Origin of the sequence: Pseudoalteromonas sp. S3776 (assembly GCF_005886915.1) — a bacterium.
In the GTDB taxonomy this organism is placed as follows: Bacteria; Pseudomonadota; Gammaproteobacteria; order Enterobacterales; family Alteromonadaceae; genus Pseudoalteromonas.
This window is the reverse complement of sequence record NZ_PNCU01000015.1, coordinates 60,791-82,995: the sequence shown is the minus strand read 5'-3', so window position 1 is coordinate 82,995 and position 22,205 is coordinate 60,791. Positions and strand designations below refer to the sequence as shown.

At 39.5% G+C, this 22,205-nt stretch carries 21 protein-coding genes and 1 pseudogene; 14 read left to right on the top strand and 8 right to left on the bottom strand.

Going from position 1 to position 22,205, the window contains the following annotated elements; all coding sequences use genetic code 11:
- Positions 1–138 precede the first annotated feature (138 nt).
- The 4 genes from CWC16_RS07535 to CWC16_RS07520 all read left to right on the top strand — a co-directional run bounded on the left by CWC16_RS07535 (position 139) and on the right by CWC16_RS07520 (position 5,866).
- Positions 139–954 carry an ABC transporter ATP-binding protein gene (locus tag CWC16_RS07535; protein WP_171037635.1) on the top strand — a complete coding sequence of 272 codons (816 nt, stop codon included), beginning with the start codon at positions 139–141 and terminating at the stop codon, positions 952–954.
- Positions 954–2,402, top strand: a complete 1,449-nt coding sequence (locus CWC16_RS07530; RefSeq protein ID WP_138541091.1) for an ABC transporter permease — start codon at positions 954–956, stop codon at positions 2,400–2,402. Before CWC16_RS07535 ends, CWC16_RS07530 begins: the two co-directional genes overlap by 1 nt.
- Entirely contained in the window at positions 2,399–3,670 is a 1,272-nt protein-coding gene (locus CWC16_RS07525; RefSeq protein ID WP_138541090.1) for a DUF3526 domain-containing protein, read from the top strand. Before CWC16_RS07530 ends, CWC16_RS07525 begins: the two co-directional genes overlap by 4 nt.
- Before the next feature lie 84 nt (positions 3,671–3,754).
- Positions 3,755–5,866, top strand: coding sequence for a TonB-dependent siderophore receptor (locus tag CWC16_RS07520; RefSeq protein WP_138541089.1), 2,112 nt, complete (start codon positions 3,755–3,757; stop codon positions 5,864–5,866).
- Positions 5,867–5,972: 106 nt separating this feature from the next.
- Here the strand turns inward: CWC16_RS07520 and CWC16_RS07515 are convergent, their stop codons facing one another.
- Both CWC16_RS07515 and CWC16_RS07510 read right to left on the bottom strand, forming a co-directional pair.
- Positions 5,973–6,722: a substrate-binding periplasmic protein gene (locus CWC16_RS07515; protein WP_138541088.1), complete on the bottom strand. Its 750-nt coding sequence runs from the start codon at positions 6,720–6,722 to the stop codon at positions 5,973–5,975.
- 138 nt (positions 6,723–6,860) lie between these two features.
- Positions 6,861–7,775: pseudogene (locus CWC16_RS07510) on the bottom strand (2OG-Fe(II) oxygenase family protein).
- Between the two features lie 174 nt (positions 7,776–7,949).
- Here CWC16_RS07510 and CWC16_RS07505 point away from each other — a divergent pair.
- Positions 7,950–8,264, top strand: a complete 315-nt coding sequence (locus tag CWC16_RS07505; protein ID WP_138541087.1) for a hypothetical protein — start codon at positions 7,950–7,952, stop codon at positions 8,262–8,264.
- A 46-nt stretch (positions 8,265–8,310) separates the two neighbouring features.
- On the opposite strand, the gene msrA is transcribed toward CWC16_RS07505, so the two are convergent.
- A complete protein-coding gene (msrA, locus tag CWC16_RS07500) occupies positions 8,311–8,910 on the bottom strand; it encodes a peptide-methionine (S)-S-oxide reductase MsrA (protein WP_138541086.1) in 600 nt (199 codons plus the stop codon).
- A gap of 223 nt (positions 8,911–9,133) precedes the next feature.
- Between msrA and CWC16_RS07495 the strand changes: the two genes are divergently transcribed.
- A complete protein-coding gene (locus CWC16_RS07495; RefSeq protein ID WP_138541085.1) occupies positions 9,134–9,328 on the top strand; it encodes a CPXCG motif-containing cysteine-rich protein in 195 nt (64 codons plus the stop codon).
- Positions 9,329–9,389: 61 nt separating this feature from the next.
- Here the strand turns inward: CWC16_RS07495 and CWC16_RS07490 are convergent, their stop codons facing one another.
- Positions 9,390–9,590 (bottom strand): hypothetical protein, encoded by a 201-nt coding sequence (locus CWC16_RS07490; RefSeq protein WP_055014808.1) that lies wholly within the window; start codon positions 9,588–9,590, stop codon positions 9,390–9,392.
- A 99-nt stretch (positions 9,591–9,689) separates the two neighbouring features.
- Here CWC16_RS07490 and CWC16_RS07485 point away from each other — a divergent pair, with 99 nt between their 5' ends.
- From CWC16_RS07485 to CWC16_RS07475, 3 genes are all read left to right on the top strand, one after another.
- Positions 9,690–10,172 (top strand): GNAT family N-acetyltransferase, encoded by a 483-nt coding sequence (locus CWC16_RS07485; RefSeq protein ID WP_138541084.1) that lies wholly within the window; start codon positions 9,690–9,692, stop codon positions 10,170–10,172.
- Between the two features lie 172 nt (positions 10,173–10,344).
- Positions 10,345–10,956: a MarC family protein gene (locus CWC16_RS07480; protein WP_138541083.1), complete on the top strand. Its 612-nt coding sequence runs from the start codon at positions 10,345–10,347 to the stop codon at positions 10,954–10,956.
- A gap of 20 nt (positions 10,957–10,976) precedes the next feature.
- On the top strand, positions 10,977–11,873 hold the full coding sequence (locus CWC16_RS07475) for an alpha/beta hydrolase (protein ID WP_138541082.1): 897 nt from the start codon (positions 10,977–10,979) through the stop codon (positions 11,871–11,873).
- A gap of 436 nt (positions 11,874–12,309) precedes the next feature.
- Here the strand turns inward: CWC16_RS07475 and CWC16_RS07470 are convergent, their stop codons facing one another.
- The 3 genes from CWC16_RS07470 to CWC16_RS20355 all read right to left on the bottom strand — a co-directional run bounded on the left by CWC16_RS07470 (position 12,310) and on the right by CWC16_RS20355 (position 14,640).
- Positions 12,310–13,395: an MFS transporter gene (locus CWC16_RS07470; protein WP_249929193.1), complete on the bottom strand. Its 1,086-nt coding sequence runs from the start codon at positions 13,393–13,395 to the stop codon at positions 12,310–12,312.
- Between the two features lie 151 nt (positions 13,396–13,546).
- Positions 13,547–13,993: an MFS transporter gene (locus CWC16_RS20360; RefSeq protein WP_283956917.1), complete on the bottom strand. Its 447-nt coding sequence runs from the start codon at positions 13,991–13,993 to the stop codon at positions 13,547–13,549.
- A 59-nt stretch (positions 13,994–14,052) separates the two neighbouring features.
- Positions 14,053–14,640 carry an MFS transporter gene (locus CWC16_RS20355; RefSeq protein WP_283957365.1) on the bottom strand — a complete coding sequence of 196 codons (588 nt, stop codon included), beginning with the start codon at positions 14,638–14,640 and terminating at the stop codon, positions 14,053–14,055.
- Positions 14,641–14,746: 106 nt separating this feature from the next.
- Between CWC16_RS20355 and CWC16_RS07460 the strand changes: the two genes are divergently transcribed.
- Positions 14,747–15,682: a LysR family transcriptional regulator gene (locus CWC16_RS07460; RefSeq protein ID WP_138541080.1), complete on the top strand. Its 936-nt coding sequence runs from the start codon at positions 14,747–14,749 to the stop codon at positions 15,680–15,682.
- A 16-nt stretch (positions 15,683–15,698) separates the two neighbouring features.
- Here the strand turns inward: CWC16_RS07460 and CWC16_RS07455 are convergent, their stop codons facing one another.
- Positions 15,699–16,910, bottom strand: a complete 1,212-nt coding sequence (locus CWC16_RS07455; protein WP_138541079.1) for a porin — start codon at positions 16,908–16,910, stop codon at positions 15,699–15,701.
- A 634-nt stretch (positions 16,911–17,544) separates the two neighbouring features.
- On the opposite strand from CWC16_RS07455, the gene CWC16_RS07450 reads away from it, so the two are divergent.
- The 4 genes from CWC16_RS07450 (at position 17,545) to CWC16_RS07435 (ending at position 22,188) form a co-directional block, all read left to right on the top strand.
- Positions 17,545–19,134: an ABC-F family ATPase gene (locus CWC16_RS07450; RefSeq protein ID WP_082422686.1), complete on the top strand. Its 1,590-nt coding sequence runs from the start codon at positions 17,545–17,547 to the stop codon at positions 19,132–19,134.
- A gap of 150 nt (positions 19,135–19,284) precedes the next feature.
- Positions 19,285–19,767, top strand: a complete 483-nt coding sequence (gene purE / locus CWC16_RS07445) for a 5-(carboxyamino)imidazole ribonucleotide mutase (RefSeq protein ID WP_138541078.1) — start codon at positions 19,285–19,287, stop codon at positions 19,765–19,767.
- Positions 19,768–19,769: 2 nt separating this feature from the next.
- Entirely contained in the window at positions 19,770–20,921 is a 1,152-nt protein-coding gene (locus CWC16_RS07440; protein ID WP_055014799.1) for a 5-(carboxyamino)imidazole ribonucleotide synthase, read from the top strand.
- 103 nt (positions 20,922–21,024) lie between these two features.
- On the top strand, positions 21,025–22,188 hold the full coding sequence (locus tag CWC16_RS07435) for an endonuclease/exonuclease/phosphatase family protein (protein ID WP_138541077.1): 1,164 nt from the start codon (positions 21,025–21,027) through the stop codon (positions 22,186–22,188).
- Positions 22,189–22,205 lie beyond the last annotated feature (17 nt).

Here is a 22,205-nt window from a genome sequence, read left to right as displayed (position 1 = left end):
TAAGCAAATTTATTTAATTAGCTTTCATCACATAAATATGACTTATTTATTAAGTTAACAATGTTATAGTGTTGCAATTATTATTTGATATAGTATAACATTCGCCGCATTCTAATTTCCCCTTAATAGAGTGTGAATGTGGCTACACCTACTGCAATTAATCAAACATCACCAATAGAATCTCAACGCCTTGAAAATATTAGTAATTCTGAATTAAATAATGCTCAAACCGCTAAAAGCGAAGCCATTATTGAAGTGAATTCGTTAAGTTTTAGCATTAAAAATAACGCCATTTTAAAAAACTTAAATTTTAATGTAGCTTCAGGCGAAATTTACGCATTACTTGGTGGTAACGGTGCGGGTAAATCAACCACGTTAAAAACGTTACTGGGTTTTAACAAGCCAACGCAAGGCTCTGTAAAGGTAGCGGGTAAAGAGGTAACACACGCGCTTGATTTTGTACGCGGTAAAACAGCGTATTTACCCGAGTCGGCAACGTTATACCCGCATTTAACCGCCCGCGAAAACGTAGACTATTTTTTATCACTTGCTGATATTAAAAAAACAGATGAGCAAGTAAATGCAGCGTTTAATCGTGTTGCGCTGCAACAGGCTGCATGGGAGCGCCCTATGCAAACGTATTCCAAAGGCATGAGGCAAAAAACTGCGATTGCAATGGCTATTTTACGTGAAGCACCCATATTTTTACTTGATGAGCCTACCTCGGGCCTTGACCCTGTTGCTATAGATGAGTTTAACCAGCTGGTACGCGAGCTCGCATTAACAGGTGCGACTATTTTAATGGTGACTCATGATGTATACGGCGCGTGCCAAGTAGCTAACCGTATTGGTTTATTAAGAGCCGGTGAGCTGGTGGGCGAATTTGATGCGCCTGAAAATGGCCGCATTGATACCGAGCAAGTACATGCTGCGTTTGCACAAAGAGGCGCGTGATGGGCTTAAATAATTTATCAAAGGTGGTGATAGTTGCAAAAGATGAGTGGCGCTATTGGCTTCGCTCTAAACTGGCAATGACCGTTTTAGCTATCGGTTTATTATTAACGCTTTCATCGGTGGTGGTGACTGCCATCAAAATGCACGAACTTAGCCATGCACGCCACGAGTTACAAAAACATGCTCAGCAAAACTTTGTTGATCAACCCGATCGTCATCCACACAGAATGGTGCATTATGGGCATTACGCTTTTAGAACGCCAACACCACTTAGCACACTTGACCCTGGGATTGATGCCTACACAGGTAACTCAATATTTTTAGAAGGGCACAGACAAAATAGCGCCATGTTTGCAGAGCAGCGCCAAGGTACAGCGCTTACTAAATTAGGTAGCTTAACGCCTGCTTTTATAGTGCAAATGTTAGCGCCGTTACTGCTTATATTAATTGGTTACAGCTCTATTAGCCGCGAGCGTGAATCGCAAACGCTGTCGTACTTATTAGCGCAAGGCACCAAAGGCAGTACGCTTATTGCCGGTAAAGGGTTGGCTTTACTTTCTGTTGTGGGTTTAATCATTACGCCATTGGCTATATCGGCCTTATTGACGCTATCGGCGGGTGAAAGCCTATTAGCAGTTGCAAGTTTTGTTTTAGGTTACGTTTTATATTTAACCGCGTGGGTACTACTTATTTTACTCGCATCGAGCGTATTTAGTAAAAACAGTGGTAGCTTTACGGCACTTGCGTTTGTATGGATTTTACTATGTGTAGTTATGCCGCGTGTAGCAAGTACCAGTGCTTCTACTGCTGTGCCATCTGCCGGTAAAATAGAAACCGATTTTGCCGTTAAAGCTGAGCTTAGAAAACTAGGTGATGGCCATAACACCAACGACCCTGCATTTAAGCAATTTAAACAATCACTCCTTAAAAAGTACAACGTAAATAGTATTGATGAGCTGCCGGTAAACTTTAGAGGGTTAGTAGCAAGCGAATCAGAAGCAAAACAAGCTAAAGTGCTTAATCAATTTGCTGAGCAGCGTATGCAAAGTGAGCTTGAACAAACACAAGTGTCGCGTCACTTTGGTTGGGTATCGCCTATGGTAGCTATTCGATCGCTGTCGATGATTGTGGTTGGCACAAGCATAGAAACGCATCATCGTTTTTTACGCGAAACCGAGCAGCTACGTTTTAATTTTGTTCAAGGGCTTAACAAAGTTCACATTGAAAAACTTGATTATCAAACCGATATGAATCGCAATGCCAATGCTGCAGCGACTAAAAAAGCACGTGTAAGTGCCCAAAACTGGCAAATACTGCAAAACTTTAACTTTGATGTAGACAGTGCAGATGTTCGTGCACAAAGGAGTGTACCTGCGTTTTTACAGTTATTGCTGTGGATTGTAGTTCTGGTAGGCGGTATTAAATTTGTAGGAAAACGTTTGATATGAGTTATTTAATTACACAACTTACACGTGAATGGAGCTTTTTACTGCGCCAAAAATACCTAGTGGTATTGTTGCTGTGTAGCTTTGTTTTATCAGGTTTTGCTATATACAGCGGGCTTAGCGAAGTAAATGCCCAGCAGCAAACAATAGAGCGCCTAAAAACAGCAGATCAAAGCGATCGCGCTAAAGTGCAGCAAAAGCAAAGTGATGCGGGCATGCTAGCGTATTACAGTTTTCATTTAACGTATTCGCAGCCTTCAACGCTTGCCTTTGCGGCTTTAGGTGAGCGCGATATATTCCCGTGGAAACATCGTATTAATTTGCTTGCACTTGAGGGGCAAATTTACGAAAGCGATGCACAAAATGCTGAGCTTGCCCAAGCTGGTAAAATCGATTTTGTATTTGTAATTAGTGCGTTAGCGCCACTGGTTATTATTTTGCTGTTCCATGATTTATTTGCAAATGAGCGTACAAGCGGCAGGCACGATTTACTCGTTACTACAGCTAAGTCTTACTTTGCATTGTGGGGGGCACGTATTACCGTGCGCTTTTTAGCAGTAATAGTGTGTTTAATGCTGCCATTTTATGTGGGGGCAATTATAGCTGGGGCCAACGCAGTTGAAATAGCTTATGTATCGGTTTTATGTATTGCTTATCTTGCCTTTTGGACCGCGCTTAGTGTGTGGTGGGGTAAAAATGCCAGCAGTGCACCGCGTGTTGCCTCTTCTTTAATTGGTTTATGGGTATTATTTGCTTTTATTATCCCTATTTTAGGCGACCTTGCTATTAACCAGTCTGTGCACTCTCCCAAAGGGGGTGACATTATGCTTACCCAGCGAGAAGCGGTAAACGATGCTTGGGATTTACCAAAATCGGCAACCATGCAACCTTTTATTAAAGAGTACCTAGCGCTTGCGCCTTATATAGATATGAGTAGCGAGTTTGAATGGAAATGGTATTACGCATTTCAACACATGGGTGATTTAAAAGCCGCTGAACTTTCGAAAGCCTACCGCGATGCCGCAGCTAAAAAATATGAGCTAGCTGGTTTTGTATCGTTGATTTCGCCACCGCTTTTACTTCAGCGTAGCTTAACCCGTGCCGCTAAAACTGACTCAATTGCAGCTTATGATTATGAGCTGCAAATTAGGGATTACCATAAGCAATTGCGGGAATTTTACTACCCTTGGTTATTTTACAAAGGCGATCCAACCAAAAAAGCACTTGAAAACATGCCACGTTTTGAAAACACCACTCAAAGCAGTAACTAAAAATACAGCGCTAAACGCACCTGTTTAGCGCTATTTAAATTACAACATAATTATAAAATACTTATATTACTCATAAGGTTAAAAATGAAAACCAAACCAATAGGGCTTAAGCTCACTTATTTAAGTACGTGCTTAGTAAGCTTATTTAGCAGCCAAGTTATAGCTGCTGAGCAAAACCAACCAAGTGAAAGCGTAAAGGATGACGCAATAGAAAAAGTGACGATTGTTGCATCTCGCCAAGCTTATCAAGGTAACTTTAGCCCTTTAGAAACACCGCAATCCGAGCTTAAAATTGATTTAGAATCGCTTGAAAACGCAGGTGCAGTGAGCCTTGACCAAGCTCTTGATTTATCAGCCTCTGTTACGCGCCAAAACAACTTTGGTGGGCTTTGGAATAGTTTTGCATTACGTGGTTTTGTCGGCGATGAAAACTTACCCAGTAATTATTTAGTAAATGGGTTTAATGCTGGGCGTGGGTTTGGTGGATCGCGTGATTTATCGGGTATTGAGTCGGTTGAGGTATTAAAAGGCCCACGTGCCGCTTTATTTGGCCGAGGCGAACCCGGTGGCACAGTAAACTTAGTTACAAAACGCCCAACGTTTGATACCGAAGGTGAAATTAAAGTTTCAGTAGGGAGTTTTGATACTTACCGCGGCGATGTTGATTACACAACCCCACTTAACGACGACGTAGCAATTAGACTGGTTGGCTTTTACCAAGACGCAAAAAGCTTTAGAGATTCAATAGAAACCACAAAGCAAGGGTTTAGCCCATCAATAGTATGGAACATAAACGAGAGCAGCCAGCTTATATACGAGCTTGAATATAGCGAGCAAGAAGTACCGTTTGATAGAGGTGTATTAGCTATAGATGGCGAGCTTGGGCTTATCCCTGAAAGTCGCTTTTTAGGCGAGCCGGCGGATGGCCCGATTGAAGCCGACGTACTGGGGCATCAGTTAGAATATATTTATGACTTTAATGATAACTGGAGCATTTTGTTTGGTGCAAACTACCGCGATACTTCTATGGAAGGTTTTGCAACCGAAACGGGTTTTGGTGGCGTAGTAGATGGCGAAGTAAACCGCTTTAGACGCTACCGCGACTTTGATGCCAAATACCACGTATTGCGTGCAGAGCTAAGCGGAAGTATTGAGCTGGGCGGTTTTGAGCACCGTTTAATTATGGGTGTAGATAGCGATAAATTTGAAAACGACCAAGTTATTCTGCGTGTACGCGGGGATCAATACATTAATGTATTTAACCCTGTTTACGGCGCATATGAATTACCCACGCCCACATCGAATACTGACCGTGTAGAAATTCAAGAGTCTGTAGGCATTTTCATTCAAGACCAAATAAGCTTAACCGATAAATTAGATATTCGTATTGGTGCGCGTTTTGATGATTACGAGCAGCGCTTAAATAACCGTTTAGCAGGCACAAAAACAAAACAAACTGAGTCACGCGTGAGCCCGCAGTTTGGCGTGGTTTATGAAGCCAGTGATTATGTTTCTGTTTATGGCGCATACGGCGAAAACTTTCGTCCGCTTTCGGGCGCTGATGCCAACGGCGACGGTTTTGAGCCTAACCAATCTACCTCTGCAGAGCTGGGTGTTAAATTTACATTAAACGATGGCGCGTTATTTGGAACGGTTGCCGTATTTAAAGTAGAGCAAGACAACATGCTAGTGGTAGACGACCCTACCGCGTTTACTTATGCAGCGATTGGTGAAGCGCAAAGTAAAGGGATAGAAATTGATATAACGGGTGAGCTTACCGATAGTGTAGAAATTTGGGCATCGTATGCATATGTTGATGCTCAAATAGAAAACTCATTTTTTGATGCTAACTTTGGCTACACCGTTGAAGCCGGAGAGCCATTGTTAAACGTACCAGAGCACCAACTTAGCTTACAACTGGTTAAATCGGGTGAGCTACATGGCAAAGCAATAAAATTTGGCGGTGGGTTATTATATGTTGATAACCGCAATGGTTTTTTTGGTACTGACTTTGAGTTACCAAGCCACACAACCGCACGTGCATTTGTAAATTATGAAGTAACAGACGCGATTGGCATTACGGCTGAGGTAAATAACCTGTTTGATGAAACGTATTACACAAACTCGTTTGCTGATGCGTGGGTACAACCTGGTACACCAAGAAACGTTAAGTTTTCTGCATCCTATAAGTTTTAAAATGCTTTAAGCTAAAAGTTCAGCGACCACTCATTCGCTGAAAATCGAAAGGCCGCTTACTTAAAGCGGCCTTTATTTTTGTTTGTTTACTCAATTACTACAAACATTAATTAGCGTGTTTGTATTTTTCAAAAATTTTGTAGTACTCCCCTGAGTTTTTTAATTTTTGCAGCTGTAAGTTAAAGTCATCACGTAGCTTTTTAGACTTAAATAAATAGCCATTTGGGCTTTTACCAAACAACGCGAAACGATCTACAGGTTGTGTGGTATCAATACCTTTAAGGGTTGAGCGATAGTAATCAAAACTTTGTTTATCCATTTGAATGACATCGGCCTTGTTTGAAAAAAGCATTTTTACTTGCAACGATTGGTCATGAACCTCGTAATATTGCGTATTCGATTTAGCCATTTTTGCGTATTCTTCGCCTAACTGAATGGCGGCGCTGGGCCATGATATTAAGCTGAAATTCGCTAAGTCTGCTATTGATGTAAAGTTGAAGTTGTTGCTTTTTAGAGATATTGCCATATTTTCGTATACGTACGCCTCATCAGAAATATACCCATTGAGCAGGTTTCCGTTAGCGGTATTTAAATTTATATCGGCAATGACATCGATTCTGCCTGTAATGTAGCCTTTAGCGCGGCGCGTATAGGGGTAATAGCGTGGTTCTATTTGGTACCCTAAAGGCGTTAAGGCCGCTTTAATAATATCAATGGTTAAGCCACTATGTGTATGTGATATTACAAATGGCGGCAGTGTTTCGCCAAACCCAACCACCAGTTTTTGTTTAGCCGCTGCTGTATTGGTAAAAGTAAATAAAAGTAGTGTGATTGCTATAAAAAAGGGTAACTTCATTAGGGTGTATAATTTAAATCATCATACTCAAAAGATAGTAACTAAGTGATTACGTAACAAGTAAATAGCCCATTAAAGTACAATTTAATAAATTTAATGGGCTATATGAGTGCTTATGACGACAAGTTTAACTCCGCTTTAAAAAGGAGTATAGCCGTCGGGTGTTGTTTTAGGTGTAGTCCAACGTGCTATTGCATCAATGTCTGTGCGCTTTGAACCCGGTGCGGGTATACGGCCATTATCGCCAAAAAGCTAGAATACTAGGTTTGTTCTGTCGCCACTGGTTATCGGTTTTGCTGCATGTGGTACATTGCCTTTGTGGATTATGGCGGTGCCAGGTTTAAAGCTAAGTTGCACTACTTTGCCATTTTCTTGGTCGTAAAAATCAAGCTATGAGCCGCTAAATTCCTCACCTGGCAGATTTAAATTAATATTAAGTGTTACTGATGATGCATCAGTATGCGGGCGAATAGACGCATCAGTGTTAGGGTCGTAATAAATAGAAAAACCAAATGTTTGCGTATCGTAACCCATTATTTCGGGAAATAATAAACGCGAAATAGGGCGCATATAAATATTTAATATTTGGTTATAGAATGCCTGAAAACTTGGCGCAGCTAAATAACCCTCTGAGCGTTTGTCTAGCATGGCACCGCGGCGGTTCAATACTATACCGTACGGTGGACGCAGAGGTATATTAGCATTCCATACTTTTTCTAGGTAACCACGTAAAACGGCTAAACGCTCAGGGTCAAAAAACTGAAACTGATACACATCTGTTGCTACTTCTTTTAAAAGCGCTTTTACTAAATGCTCTTTTGATGGGTTTTGCCATGCCACATTAACGGCTTCACGTAAGTTTTTATCGAGTAATGAATCGTCAAGAGTAAAGGTGGTTGTATCTACTTCGGTTTCTTCCCACTCTTTCCAGGCTTGTGTAAGTAGTTGGTCGTTGTTGTACCAAAAATGCTGTACTGAGTGCTCACGATTTAACATGGCCTCTCTTGGAGGTAACGCTAGAGCACGAGTAAGTTGTAATTGGGTGGCAGACATAATGTGTTACTCCAGTTGTTGAATTAGCTTATATCAATCTAGGAATGCAATTTATTATATTTAATAAAGTAGATAAACGGGCTGCTTTAGTAAACAGAATCAAGATAATGTTGATAATTATGGGCTGATTAAATAGAGTTAGCTGTTACGTTAAAAATTTTAAATGGATTTTGTATGTTGCCAAAATGTCTGAATTGCCAAACGAATATATCATTAGCTTGGTTTGTTGTTGCTCGTATGTCTACAAAATATAGGTGTACTAAATGCGGGGCGCTCCATGAGTTTACCCAAAGGCATAAATTAATTGGTATTGTTGCTGTAATTCCACTGATAATTTTAGTTAATATTTTAGAAACTATTATCCCATCTTCGGTATTAAGGTTTGTATTTCTTTTAGTACTAGCAGTTACAGTATTGGTTTTTATACCTAAACAACATAAACTTTCAGAGCATGATAATTTAAAAGAACAGGTTAAAATTACCGATTAGAATTGATGGGTTTGTGTTAACCCATCAAGCATTTAACTATTGGCTTTTAATGAGTGACTCTGTCACCCCAAATTTCTTCTAGACGGTCATCACGTCCGCATCGCCAACGGTAGGTATTGTAGCGTATAGGGTTATTTTTGTAATAATCCTGATGGTAGCTTTCTTTACCTTTAATTGGGTAAAAAGTGCTGGCATTTAGTATTGGCGTGACCACTGTTTGATTAGGGAATTGCGCTATTACTGCTTGTTTGGTTTGCTCTGCTATTTTGCGCTCTTGCTCGTTAGCTACAAATATGGCGCTTAAATAACTAGGCCCTTTATCACAAAATTGGCCTTTGGCATCAAAGGGGTCGATATTTACCCAAAAATGATCAAGTATGCCTTTGTAGCTTACTACATCAGGGTCGTAAGTAATTTGTACTGCTTCATAATGGCCTTGATGGTTACCATTGTAGGTCGGGTTTTTAATTTTACCGCCTGTAAAGCCTGATATAACATCTTTGACGCCTTCGAGTTTTTCAAAGTCGCTTTCCATACACCAAAAACAACCACCGGCTAACACTGCTTTTTCGGTTTTAGCTGCATGAGTAAACGTGCTAAACAAAATTGCGGCAGATGTTAATGCAAGTTTCAGTGATTTTTTCATAGGATAATCTACCTTTAGTTTGAGTTTAAATACATATTCTTAATAGCTAGACCTGCTAAGTGTTATTACTATTTCATTGTGAGCGTATATAAGGTTACGAATAATGTACGTAATACTTTTTAATTTAAGCCACATTTGAGTGAGTACCCGTATAGCACACGGTTGTATTATTTAAGTGTGTTTATTAAAGTGAAAGCATTGAGATCAAAGTAGCAGGTGGTAAATGAACCAGTTAACCGAAAAATCGATAAGTTGCCCGTATTGTGGTGAAAGTATTGAGGTATTGCTAGATGCAGCAGATATTGATGAGCAATACATTGAAGATTGCCAAGTATGTTGTAAGCCTATTACGTTTGTTGTTTTTGAAGATGAAGACGAATTAAAAGTAAATGTATACAGTGAAGACGATACATTTTAGCCACTAGTTACACTTTAGGTGGCTGCACACTGGCAGCCACTACTGCTTTTATACACGGGCGTTAGCTATTTTGCTCTCGGGCGAGTTGGTTTGGTAACAGCTCTTCTACAATTTCGCGAGCGGGGAGTGTATAACGTGTGCCGTTAAACATTACCGAGGTAAACTCGTTTATATTAGTAATGCCTGTTAGGGTCCAGCCCTCACCACGTTTAGGGCAATATACGGTTGTGGTAGGTTGAATTACTTTAAAATCGTCGCTCATTATTGCTCTCAATATTGGCTATAAAGATAATGCTTGTGAATACGTTATGGTAAGTTAATAATGCTTAACCATAAAGCGCTTTTTTAACTCCTGTATAAAATGTTTAAAACAACTCAGCTTGAACGCGTTACATTGCGTTTAATTACTCATAAGCATGCCCCGCAGTTATTTACTATTTTGAACCACCCGCAGGTGAGCGAATTTAACGACTATCAAACCCCGTTAAGTAAATGCCAAATTAAGCAATTAATACAAGACGATATTACCGCCTATTACGAAGGCGAAGTGATAAGAGTGGCTATTGAACATAATATTACCGGCAAGTTAATGGGTACCTGCGGGCTTTATAATTTATCGCCTTGTAAAAGTAGTGCGTTTATTGGCTTTGAGCTTGACCCTATGTATTGGGATAAGGGCATTATGTTTGAGGTGATTACCGGCTTTGTTAAAACACTTAAGCAGGCTATACCGCTTAATTACTTAGCGGCGCAAGTAAGTGCAGATAATGCGCGTTCGCATAACTTATTAGTTAAATTAGGCTTTAGCTTAGGTGAGCATTCAATTTGGTATAAACACGTTTAGTGCTGAATTAGTAATGTATTAGTGCTGCATTTTATTATACACGTTAGTAAATTTCATCATAAGAGGAACAAATGCAATATAAAAAATAGCCAATTTGGCTTATAGTTAAGCGTAAGCAAATGAATTTGTTACCCGAGTTTTTTTAAACGTGTTCGCTTAACAAGGATTTTATATGCTAGAAAAACTATCTCAAGATGCCCTCGTTATTTGGGCCACCATAGACCCAATAGGTACCATGGCGCTTTTTGCTGCGCTCACTTCTCATTTAACTGATCAACAACGTCGTAAAACTGCGTTTAAAACGGTGCTTTATGCAGGGGCTGTGTTACTGGGCTCTATTTTAATAGGGCAGCTTATTTTAAATGCGATGGGCATACGGCTGGTATCGTTTCAGTTAGGGGGTGGGATAATTTTATTTTTGTTTGGCCTGCAAATGATATTTGGCAGCGATTCTAATAAAGCAAAACAAGACCCAGGGCACGATATTGCAGTGTTTCCGCTTGCTATACCTGCTACCGCGACACCAGGGGCTATTTTAGCCGTTATATTATTAACCGATAATCATATTCACCCAATTACCACCCAAATGGGGACAGCGTTAATTACATTAGCAGTGTTGGGTGTAACCTTAATTTTGTTGTTGCTGTCAGGCAAAATTATAAAACTAATTGGTACAGGAGGCGCATCTATTTTAACGCGTGTAATGGGGATGATACTGGCCGCTTTTTCTGTAGAGCTAATAATGACCGCACTTGAAATTAAGCAGTGGGTAAAAATAGATTAAATGCTAAAGAGGGCACGCTAATGGCAATTACAATGTCAAAGTATCATTTAGTAAATGTGTGTTTGGCCATTGTGATGTTTGCTTTGGCTGTTATCGCTATTAGGTATTATAACCATTATGTATCGGCGTTTACTGACATAACCATAGAGTCTAAAGCGCTTAACGAATCGCGTAAGGTATTTATTAGACTCCCTACCAATTACGATAAGAGTAAAGCTTACCCATTAATTATTAAAACAGACGGTAATTTTAATTTAGATAATTGGGATCGAACGTTAACCGCGCAAAGAAAAGCCGGTGAATGGGAAGGTGCTATATTAGTATCTATCCCTAATAAGTTTTGGCAAGCTACACGTAATCGTGACTTAGTGCCTCCTTATGCTCGCCAAGATGTAAATACTGAGCCTCGCCCTGAGCTTCAAACGCTACCAGAACCCAATGGTGAGGCTGATAAATTTTTAAAGTTTATAGAAGCCGAATTACTCCCTTATTTGCAAACCCATTATAAATTGAATGATCAGCGTATATTAAGTGGTTTTTCGGCAGGAGGAAGCTTTGTACTTTATACACTGCATACTAAACCTGAGCTATTTAATGGGTATTTTGCATTTAGCCCTGCAGCTTGGTACGACGATATGAGTGTTGTTAAATGCTTTAGTGACTTTTTAAAAACAAATAACCCAAAAATTAAAGCTCCTACATTTTTATATTTAACGGTTGGCGGGGCAGAGCATCCGCTAATGTTGGAGGCTTTCCAAAATTTAGAAGCAACGCTTAACGCAAATCCTAACGCTAATTTAATGTGGAATAGCACAGTTAACCCAAACGCAGAACATAATGACAACCCTAAGCAAAGTGTGGCTAAAGCACTTATTGATTATAAAGAGTTTGCACAAAGCTTAACTAAACAGCGTTAACTGTATATTTATACAGTTAACGCTGTTTGCTATATTATTAAGTTAACATGCACTCGTTTACTATTTACCTAATGTTTTGTTATTTATGTAGTTTTAGCCTTTTTTTAAAGGTAAGGCGTATTTAGTTTTAAAAAGCCAGTACTGTATCAATATACAGCGCTGGCTTTTTTGGTTATTATGCTTAACCCAATTGCTTAATGCTTTACATGAATACGGCTAGCGACCTGACTTTGCTTTGAATAAACACCGTGAGATTAAGCTAAATAAGGCTTATTTAAATTTTACCGCTGGTGGAACATTAAAAGAACACATCATACTAAATTTGATTTAGTATCTATCTTAACTACTAATTATATTTTTAAGTAGATAATCAGAGAGCTGAGGGATTACCGTTCAGCTCTCATGAGTTTAGCTTTAACTAACTTTAACTAATGTTCTACTCAGCTGCTTGCTTTTTATTTTTAACAAATAAGGTAACAGCTACAATGGCACTTAAAATGGAGCAAATAATAAATACATTATGAATCCCCCCAGGTATATATTCCATAAAAGAGGTAAAAAACTGCCCAGAGAATACCGCCATAGTAAAATACGATAAGTTACGACCGCGAACATTCTCAGAGCTTAGCTCTACCGTCATATGGTTCAAAAGGGGGATACTAAACCCAAAACCTATCCCTATTAATATTGCACCTAAAATTAAAACTAAGGTACTTGGTTGGTTAAAGCATACATACGATAACCCAAATCCTAAAAACGCCAGTGCCAGTACGTTTGTTTCGCCAATTAGCTTAGTTGCTTTAGGCATTACGCCCGCAGTAACTACAGCTACTAACGATATAAACGCCAGTAACTGGCCAATTTGGGATTCGTTATAGTCAAGTGCACTCATAGTAATAGGTAATAAAACGGTCGAGGTAAAAAATATAGTCATTGCGAGGGTAGAAACTATATAAACCCCTTTTAATTTAAAAGCGCCAATAACGGTTTTGGTATTTTCAGTTACGTGTTCTTCCACTTGGTTGCTTGCTTTATGTTTGCTTGGAACAAAAAACAAAAGCATGGCTAAAAATACCCAGGCAATTAAATAAAGCGCCAGTGGCAAACCCCAAAACTTTGAAGCTAAATACCCACCTAAAAATAAAAATATGACACCGCCAAGTTCTATAGCCATGCCTTGTTTGGCTATCATGCCTAAGCGAGCTTCACCTTTGTACCAAGTAGAAATTAATACAGTGCAGCCAGCCATCACTATGGCCGTTATGCCACCAAGAATAAATCTGTTAATAAATACAAGTGCTGGGCCATATAAAAAGTAGCCGCTAGCACCTACAAAGCCATATAAAAATAACCCGATGATTAAAAGCTTATACGCGCCATATTTATCTATTAACCGCCCGGCAATTGGCGCAAATACAACAGCACCTAAAGAAGGTAATGTAATTAAAAGTACAGTGTTATTAGTAATGCCTAAACCGTTTGAAATGCTAACTAAGCCAGGCGCTAAAAGAGTGCCAACCATGCAATACATAATAAGGTAAAGCTGCCGGCCGCTTTGAGTGAATTCATCGTTGCTCCAATTAATTTATAAGTTACGCTTTTTTAGCAAGGGCATTGAAAAGAGCGCTCATAATTATAAAAATAATACTTATGGCAATTACGCCATCCCATTTTTATAAATCAAATGCTTTTACACCTGCCGCAGAGCCAACGGCTCCACCAATGTAATAACCCAGCATATAAATGCCGTTTATTCTGCTTTGTGCGTTTGGATCTATACTAAATACCCGCACTTGGTTTGATACCTGCGCGCTAAACACCCCAAAGTCTATGAGTATAATGCCAACTATTAACGCCACTAAACTGCTACCAAATAGTCCGGTAATTACAAAACCTATTGCAATTAATCTAAGCGATAGTGCAATAACGTTTTTAGAGCCAAGCTTATTTAAAAACTTACTCGCTAATTTTGCGCCTATAACTCCTGCAAGGGCTATAACGCCAAATAATCCAGCTTGTTGCGAACTGTAATTAAATGGCTCATCGCTTACATAAATTGCAAGGGTTGACCAAAGCACAATAAAAGCGGCAAACCAAAATGCGCCTGAAAACGTAAACATACGCAGTTGTTTGTATTGCTTAAATAAACTTAAACTACTTTTTATAAGCGCTAAGTAACTTAATTAGCATGTGGTTTATTAACGGGTAAAAATACATAAAGTAGGGCGCCAAACAAGGTGGCTAATAACGCCGACATATAAAAAACACTTTGCCAGCCCATGTGCTCACCAACAAAACCACTTAACGTACGGGAAAGTAATATTCCAAGTGTTAACCCCATCATTAATGTACCCAGCGTAGCGCCTTCGTTTTCAGCGCTTACCATTGATGCCGCAAAAGGAATAAGTTGCTGTTTAATATTGGCACCTACGCCGATTAAAAAAACACTAATAAGCAACACTATAAGGTTAGGCGCTAGTGCGCCAGCAAGCGATGCTAAGACTAACAAAGTAGATAAAACACTAATTAGTTTACGCCTTGGGATTGAATCACCAAGGGGAGATATGAATAAAAGTGCAAAGGCATAGCCACACTGTGTTAATGCCGGAATGCTTCCTAATTGCGCGTCGCTTAAATTAAACGCTTCTTTTATTAAGGGCAGGATAGGTTGGTTGTAATACAAGTTTGCGGCGGTTGCAGCAATGGCACTTGTCATTAACAATAATAAAAAACGACTTATATGATTACTAGTTTCTACCCTAGACATACTTAATACCCATGTTTAATTAATGTGTAAACAATAAAACTTTTTGTGAAATAACAAAAATATTATTATTTTATTGAATCTATACAGTTTTGTTATTGGTGTAGTTGTGGATATTAAAATACTAAAAAGTTTTATTAGTGTGGCTAAACATAAGAGCTTCTCTGCTGCGGCGAGAGAATTACATACAGTGCAGCCCGCAATAAGCAGGCATATATCTGGTCTTGAAGCCGAACTAGGTGTAAGTTTGTTTGTTCGCAACTCGCGCGAAGTAGTTATTACTGAAGCCGGGGAGCAATTATTAAATGATGCTAATAAAATTATTGCGCTCACAGAGCAAGCGACAACAAATGTAAAACGTGCCCACATCGGCCAGATTGGCTCTCTCACCATTCCCCATTTAAGCTCTGCATGTTTAACATTTATGGCAGCGATTGTGCGTAGCTACAAAGAAAAATACCCAAACGTTCACGTTACACTTATTGAAATGACAGCCACAGAGCAAATAGAAGCGCTTAAAAACGAGCGTATAGATATTGCGTTTTCACGGCCATTACCGGTTTCAATTGTTGATGAATATTTTAGTCACTGTATCTATGTGGATTCTTTAGTCGCTATTGTAAATACCAGCCATACACTTGCTACTACCGACAGTATTGATTTAGCGGTTTTCAAAAACGAGCAGTTTATTATTTTCAACCGTGAAGAAGCGCTTGGCCTGTTTGATGAAACCATTATGCAATGCAAAAAAGCTGGTTTTTCGCCAAATATTATTAGCCAACCTAGGCATATGCAAACATTAGTTACGGAGGTAGCAGCAGGGCTTGGGGTAGCTATTGCACCATACTGCGTTCGCAAGTTGTACAGTGCGGGGTGCCATTTTATTTCACTTAACGATATTACTACGCAAATTCCAGTAGAAATCCAATTTAAAAAAACACTTACCAACGCCGCAGTTGATGCATTTGTTGAGATTGCACTTAATTCAAGACAACAAATTCAAAAAGTATGGCATAAAAAAGCCCAGCTAAATTGCTGGGCTTAAAAATTGAGCGAGTAAGTTAAAACTTGTATCTAAAACCAATAGCAATACCATCGTCCTCAGATTGCTCCATTTGCGCTTGTTGATCTTTATCGTCACTTTCAAAGTCACTAAAATCTTTACGTGCTTCAGCATAGGCAATGGTGTTTTCATCAATTAAGTAATGAACGCCAATTACAGCAAATTGACGCTTAAATACATCGTTAGGATCTGCATTAAAGTTTGGTTGAATAACATAGTCGTCACCAGCGTCTAAAATGTTATAAGCGACAAAAGGGCGCACATCGTTGTCAAATCGGTACGACATAAACGTTTCTACACCAATAGAGTCCTTAATTAAGCGCCCTAGGTTATCCGTATCGTGGTTTTCACTTTTATTAATGTTAGCAGCAACGTATAAACCTGGCTTTTCAATGCTGCCCCACATAACACCGGCACCAAAAATTAAATCTTCAACGGTTTGTGTAGTGCCATCGCCATAGGTAACATCAAATTCACCACGGTTTATACCCGCTGTTAGCGTTAGCATATCGGTTGCGTTATAAGTTACAGAACTACCAAATGTGTAGTTAAATTCAACTACTTGGGCTGCACTGTCGCCACTATTCCAAAGGGCTTCACATGCATCTTCAGAAATATCATCAACATCACAGGTATAAAATTCGCTGTTTTTAAGCTGTGCCTGAACTGCAAAGCTAAAATCATTGTAGCTATTACGGTATTGAATTAGTTTATCACCGCGGCCTGTGCCATTTACTGCACCGTCGTCTTTATTGTATGTGTAAACACCCGCAGCATTACCATCCCATACAAAGCTGTTATTGGTGCCGTAAACGACGTCGTACCACGCTCCCCATTGTTTACCAATGGTAATTTGTCCGTATTTTTCGTGAGATAGGCCAGCATAACCTAAACGATTATATAAAAACTCATCTTGAATAGACTCAAAGCGGTTATTGTAAATAATATCGCTACTACCAACAGGGTTTACACCCCATTCAACTAGCGCAAGTGCCGACCAGTCTTTTTTTAGTTCTCGAGTAAACCCAAAGTTAATACGCGATGTACCATTTACCACTTCGGTTTGGTTTTGCGTATTAATAACGCGCACATCAAGGTAACCACCTACTTTAATTGTGTTTTTATCGTCCTTATAGAGCTCTATTGCTGAAACCGCTGGCGCGACTACAATGCTTGTTCCTAATAGCAGGGTTACAAAGTTTTTAATCATTTGTGATGCCTTGTGTGTGTTAACTTTAAATATGAGATTAAATTTTCAAAGGATGAGACTAGCAAAGCCATTATGGGCTCAAAAGTGAAAAATTATCATTGAAATTAGGTTCTAATATGAATAAATATTCACTGGAGGTTAATGGTGTTTTTATACTGTTAAGGAATGGGTTTTATTTGATTAAAAGCTAGTTAAATAGGATTAAAAAACGCGCGATCAAACTGCGCTAGAAATGAGAATTTTTCAAGTTGAATAAAAATAAAACGCTAGTGTAAAAACTCTAAAAAGCATTTTATATCATAAATATATACGCTTCTATCTGTTTTATAAAATGCTTTGCGATAAACAATCGACTTATTAAGTTAAATGGCTTTATTAGTGGCAAGTAAAATTGTGAAATGGCGCATAAATTGAAATGTTATATTTTATATAAGCTCATTTTTTAGTTGAATAAGCATTCACTGACTTAATCACGTTTTAAGCACTCTTTGCTAGGGATTAATTTAGGTATTTAATGAGTGGAATAGGGTACAGTTCGTGTGCTTTCAACCTTAAACTTTCATAGAAAAAAAGCTGTATTTAGTTTAAACTGCGCGCAATTTAAATACATCATGTCCCCTTGGAGGGTAGCGCTATTATTAGTACAGCTAACATCACCATGCAATTTGGTGCTAAACCGTTATTTGAAAACATATCTGCAAAGTTTGGCGAAGGAAACCGTTACGGTTTAATTGGTGCAAACGGCTGTGGTAAATCTACATTTATGAAAATCCTAAGTGGTGAATTAGAACCATCTTCAGGTAACGTAAGTACAGATCCAAATGAACGCGTGGCTAAACTAAACCAAGACCAGTTTGCTTACGAAGAATACTCTGTAATTGATACGGTGATCATGGGTCATAAAGAATTGTGGGATATTAAGCAAGAGCGCGACCGCATTTACTCATTACCAGAAATGAGCGAAGAAGATGGCATGAAAGTAGCCGATTTAGAAACTGAATTTGCCGAAATGGACGGCTATTCTGCAGAGTCTAAAGCCGGTGAGCTTTTACTAGGTGTTGGTATTGGTACTGAGCAGCATTACGGCCCAATGTCTGAAATAGCGCCTGGTTTTAAACTACGTGTATTACTTGCGCAAGTGCTGTTTTCTGATCCTGATATTATGTTACTGGATGAGCCTACCAATAACTTGGACATTTACACCATTAAATGGTTAGAAGATGTACTTAATCAGCGCGACTGCACCATGATCATCATCTCGCATGACCGTCACTTTTTAAACTCAGTATGTACGCACATGGCCGATATTGATTACGGTGAGCTTCGTATTTACCCAGGTAACTACGATGAGTACATGTTTGCAGCAACGCAAGCTCGTGAACGCCTATTAAGCGAAAACGCTAAAAAGAAAAGCCAAATTGCTGAACTACAGCAGTTTGTATCACGCTTTTCTGCAAACGCATCAAAGGCTAAACAAGCTACCTCGCGTGCAAAACGCATTGATAAAATTCAGCTAGAAGAAGTGAAAGCCTCTTCTCGCCAGTCTCCATTTATTCGCTTTGAGCAAGAAAAACAACTATTTCGTAACGCGCTGGAGATAAGTAACCTTAGCCAAGGCTTTGAAGACAATACCTTGTTTTCAAATTTAGAAGGCTTAGTGGAAGTTGGCGAGCGAATTGCCATTATCGGTGAAAATGGTGTTGGTAAAACAACATTACTAAACACACTTGCAGGGCGTTTGGCACCTAAAACGGGTGAGTTTAAATGGTCTGAAAATGCGAACATTGGTTACTATGCGCAAGATCATGCTGACGAGTTTGAAAAAGATATGAACTTGTTTGAGTGGATGGAGCAATGGCAACAAGAAGGTGACGACGAGCAAGTGGTCCGAGGCTTTTTAGGGCGTATGTTGTTTTCGCAAAACGATATTAAAAAGTCTGTAAAAGTTATTTCAGGTGGTGAACAAGGCCGTATGTTATTTGGTAAAATTATGATGCATAAACCAAATATACTGTTAATGGACGAACCTACAAACCACATGGATATGGAATCAATCGAGGCGTTAAACCTTGCATTAGAAGCCTATGAAGGCACATTATTATTTGTCTCGCACGATCGTCAGTTTGTATCATCAGTTGCTACCCGTATTTGGGAGATTAAAGACGGCCAGGTGATTGACTTTAGAGGCAACTACAGTGAGTACCTAGCGAGCAAAGAAGTATAATCGCTTTGTAATTGAATCTCTTTAAAAGCCATGTTTAAACATGGCTTTTTTTGTTTTTGTGAGTCGCAATTAAACTTGGTTTGGGTATAATACCCGCCTAAAACCGGACATAAGTCCGCTATTTTTAAAATACATTACTGAGGAGTATTTATGACTGTTGGCATTATTATGGGTTCTAAATCAGATTGGCCAACCATGGAACACGCAGCACTCATGCTAGAAAAATTTGGTATTGAGTACGAAACAAAAGTGGTCTCTGCGCACCGCACTCCTCAACTTCTTGCAGATTATGCAAATTCAGCCGCAGATCGTGGCATAAAAGTGATTATTGCTGGTGCCGGTGGCGCTGCACATTTACCCGGCATGGCAGCAGCATTTACATCGCTTCCTGTGCTTGGTGTACCGGTTAAATCTAAAGCCTTGAACGGTGTCGATTCGTTATTGTCTATTTGCCAAATGCCAAAAGGTGTAGCCGTAGGTACACTTGCCATTGGTGAGCCAGGCGCTGCTAACGCAGGTTTACTAGCTGCACAAATTTTAGGGTGCCAAAACCCAGAGATTTTTGCAAAAATTGAAGCATTTCGTAAAGAGCAAACCGAGAGTATTTTAGCTAACCCTAATCCTGCAGAGTAAAAATGAAAATTTTAATTTTAGGTGCCGGCCAACTTGCGCGAATGATGAGCCTAGCAGGCGCCCCCCTTAATTTAAATGTGGTTGCGTACGATGTAGGCAGCCAAAAGATTATGCACCCGCTAACAGGTGAAGTTTTCACTACCACACTTGAGCAAGCAATTAGTGACGCTGATGCGATTACGGCTGAGTTTGAGCACATTCCTGATGATGTACTAACATTGTGCTGTAACAGTAATAAATTTTATCCAGGAAAAGCCGCCATTAAAACCGGTGGGGACCGCGCACTAGAAAAAGCGTTACTCGATAAAACAAACGTTGCATGTGCGCCGTATCAACTGATCACAGAAAAAGCGCATTTAGAATTAGCAGTTAAAAACCTAGGCAAGCCGCTAGTTATTAAAACCTGCCAAGCAGGGTACGATGGGAAAGGCCAGTGGCGTTTAAAATCAGATGACCAAATAGAGCAAATTTGGTCTGAAATGGCTGACTTTATTGCCTCAGGCACTCAGGATGCACCGCACAGTATTATTGCTGAAAAAATGATCCCGTTTGACCGTGAAGTCTCTATTATTGGCGCACGCGATAAACACGGTAATGTAGCTATTTACCCAATTACTGAAAACGAGCACACCAACGGCGTGCTTACATTATCGATTGCAGGTAAAAATAACACACTGATTGAGCAGCAAGCCCATAGTGCATTTACAAAAATTGCCAACGAGCTTAATTACGTTGGCGTACTTGCCATTGAATTTTTTGATGTAAACGGCACTTTACTGGTTAACGAAATTGCGCCGCGGGTTCATAATTCTGGGCACTGGACACAGCAAGGCAGCCATTGTTCACAGTTCGAAAACCATATGCGCGCTGTTGCAGGTTTACCACTAGGTAATACAGAGCTTAAACATATTACCGCCATGATTAACGTGTTGGGCCAAGGATGTATTCCTACCGAGGTTTTAAACGTTAGTGATGTAACTAGCCACTGGTACGGAAAGGCAGCAAAACCTGGGCGTAAAATGGGGCATATTAATGTATCTGCTGATAGCATTAACAATTTAGCCGATAAGCTTGGGCAACTTACCGATTACCTTCCTGAGCAGGACTACCCCGGTGTTTTAAAAGCCGCAACCGCGCTCATGCTAAGTGAGTAGCGTAATTTAATACCGGCTTTAGCCGGTATTTTTTTGTCATAAAAATAGGTATTACTTGTGTAATACTGGTAAAGTCTATTTTTTAATTTTTTGAAGTAAAAAAATGAAACAAAAATTACTTTATGGCGCATTAGCCATTGCCGCTTCATTTAGTTTAAATGCTACAGCCAGCGAAAGCCTTCGTATTGCCACCTTTAACGTGAGTATGGATGCGACTAATCACACGCCAAAAGGCGAGCAAGTTAATCCTGATGCACTTGTTAATGCACTAAAATCAAACCACCAGCAAATAAAAAATATTGCCGAAATAATTCAGCGTGTTCGCCCTGATATTATTTTATTAAACGAGTTTGACTACGTACCAAAAGCACAAGGTATTGATTATTTTAAACGCCATTTTTTAAATGTGAGTCAAAATAAACAAGTCCCCATTGATTACCCATACAGTTTTATAGCGCCAGTGAATACGGGCTTAGCGACTGACTTTGACCTTGATAACAACGGTAAAAAAACAAAAGTAATGGGGGATGCACAAGGCTTTGGTTTTTTTGAAGGGCATTATGGCATGGCTGTATTGTCTAAATACCCAATTAATATTGAAAAACTACGTACATTACAAACCTTTAAATATAAAGATATGCCTGATGCGCAAATGCCAATTGACCCTAAAACAAAAGAAAATTGGTATAACACGCAAGAATGGCAAGCGCTTAGGCTCAGCTCTAAATCATTTTGGGATGTACCCGTTGTCGTAAACAATAAAACAGTCCATGTACTTGCTTCGCACCCAACACCACCGGTATTTGATGGTGATGAAGACAGAAACGGCAAACGTAACCACGATGAAGTGAGATTAATTGCTGATTATGTCGCTAATCAGCCTTATATTTATGATGATAAGGGCCAAAAAGGCGGATTAAATGCAAACTCGCGGTTTGTAATTTTAGGTGACTTAAACGCCGCACCTGAAGGGGATAAAGCACGGATTGAAACCACCAATCAAATTTTAAATAACCCGCTAATAAATTCGCAATTTATACCGCAAAGCGCCGGTGCTAAAGAGCAATACCCGCAGCCATACGCAAAGCACTTTACCGCTAATTGGCAAGCACGTGTAGATTATGTTTTACCTTCTACCTATGGGTTTAAAATAAAAGACGGCGGCGTGTTTTGGCCTACTAAAAACAGCGAGCAATATAGATTAATAAAAGACAGAAACGCATCGAGCGATCATCGATTGGTGTGGCTAGATTTGCTAATAGAGTAAACTCTGCTTTACCGTGC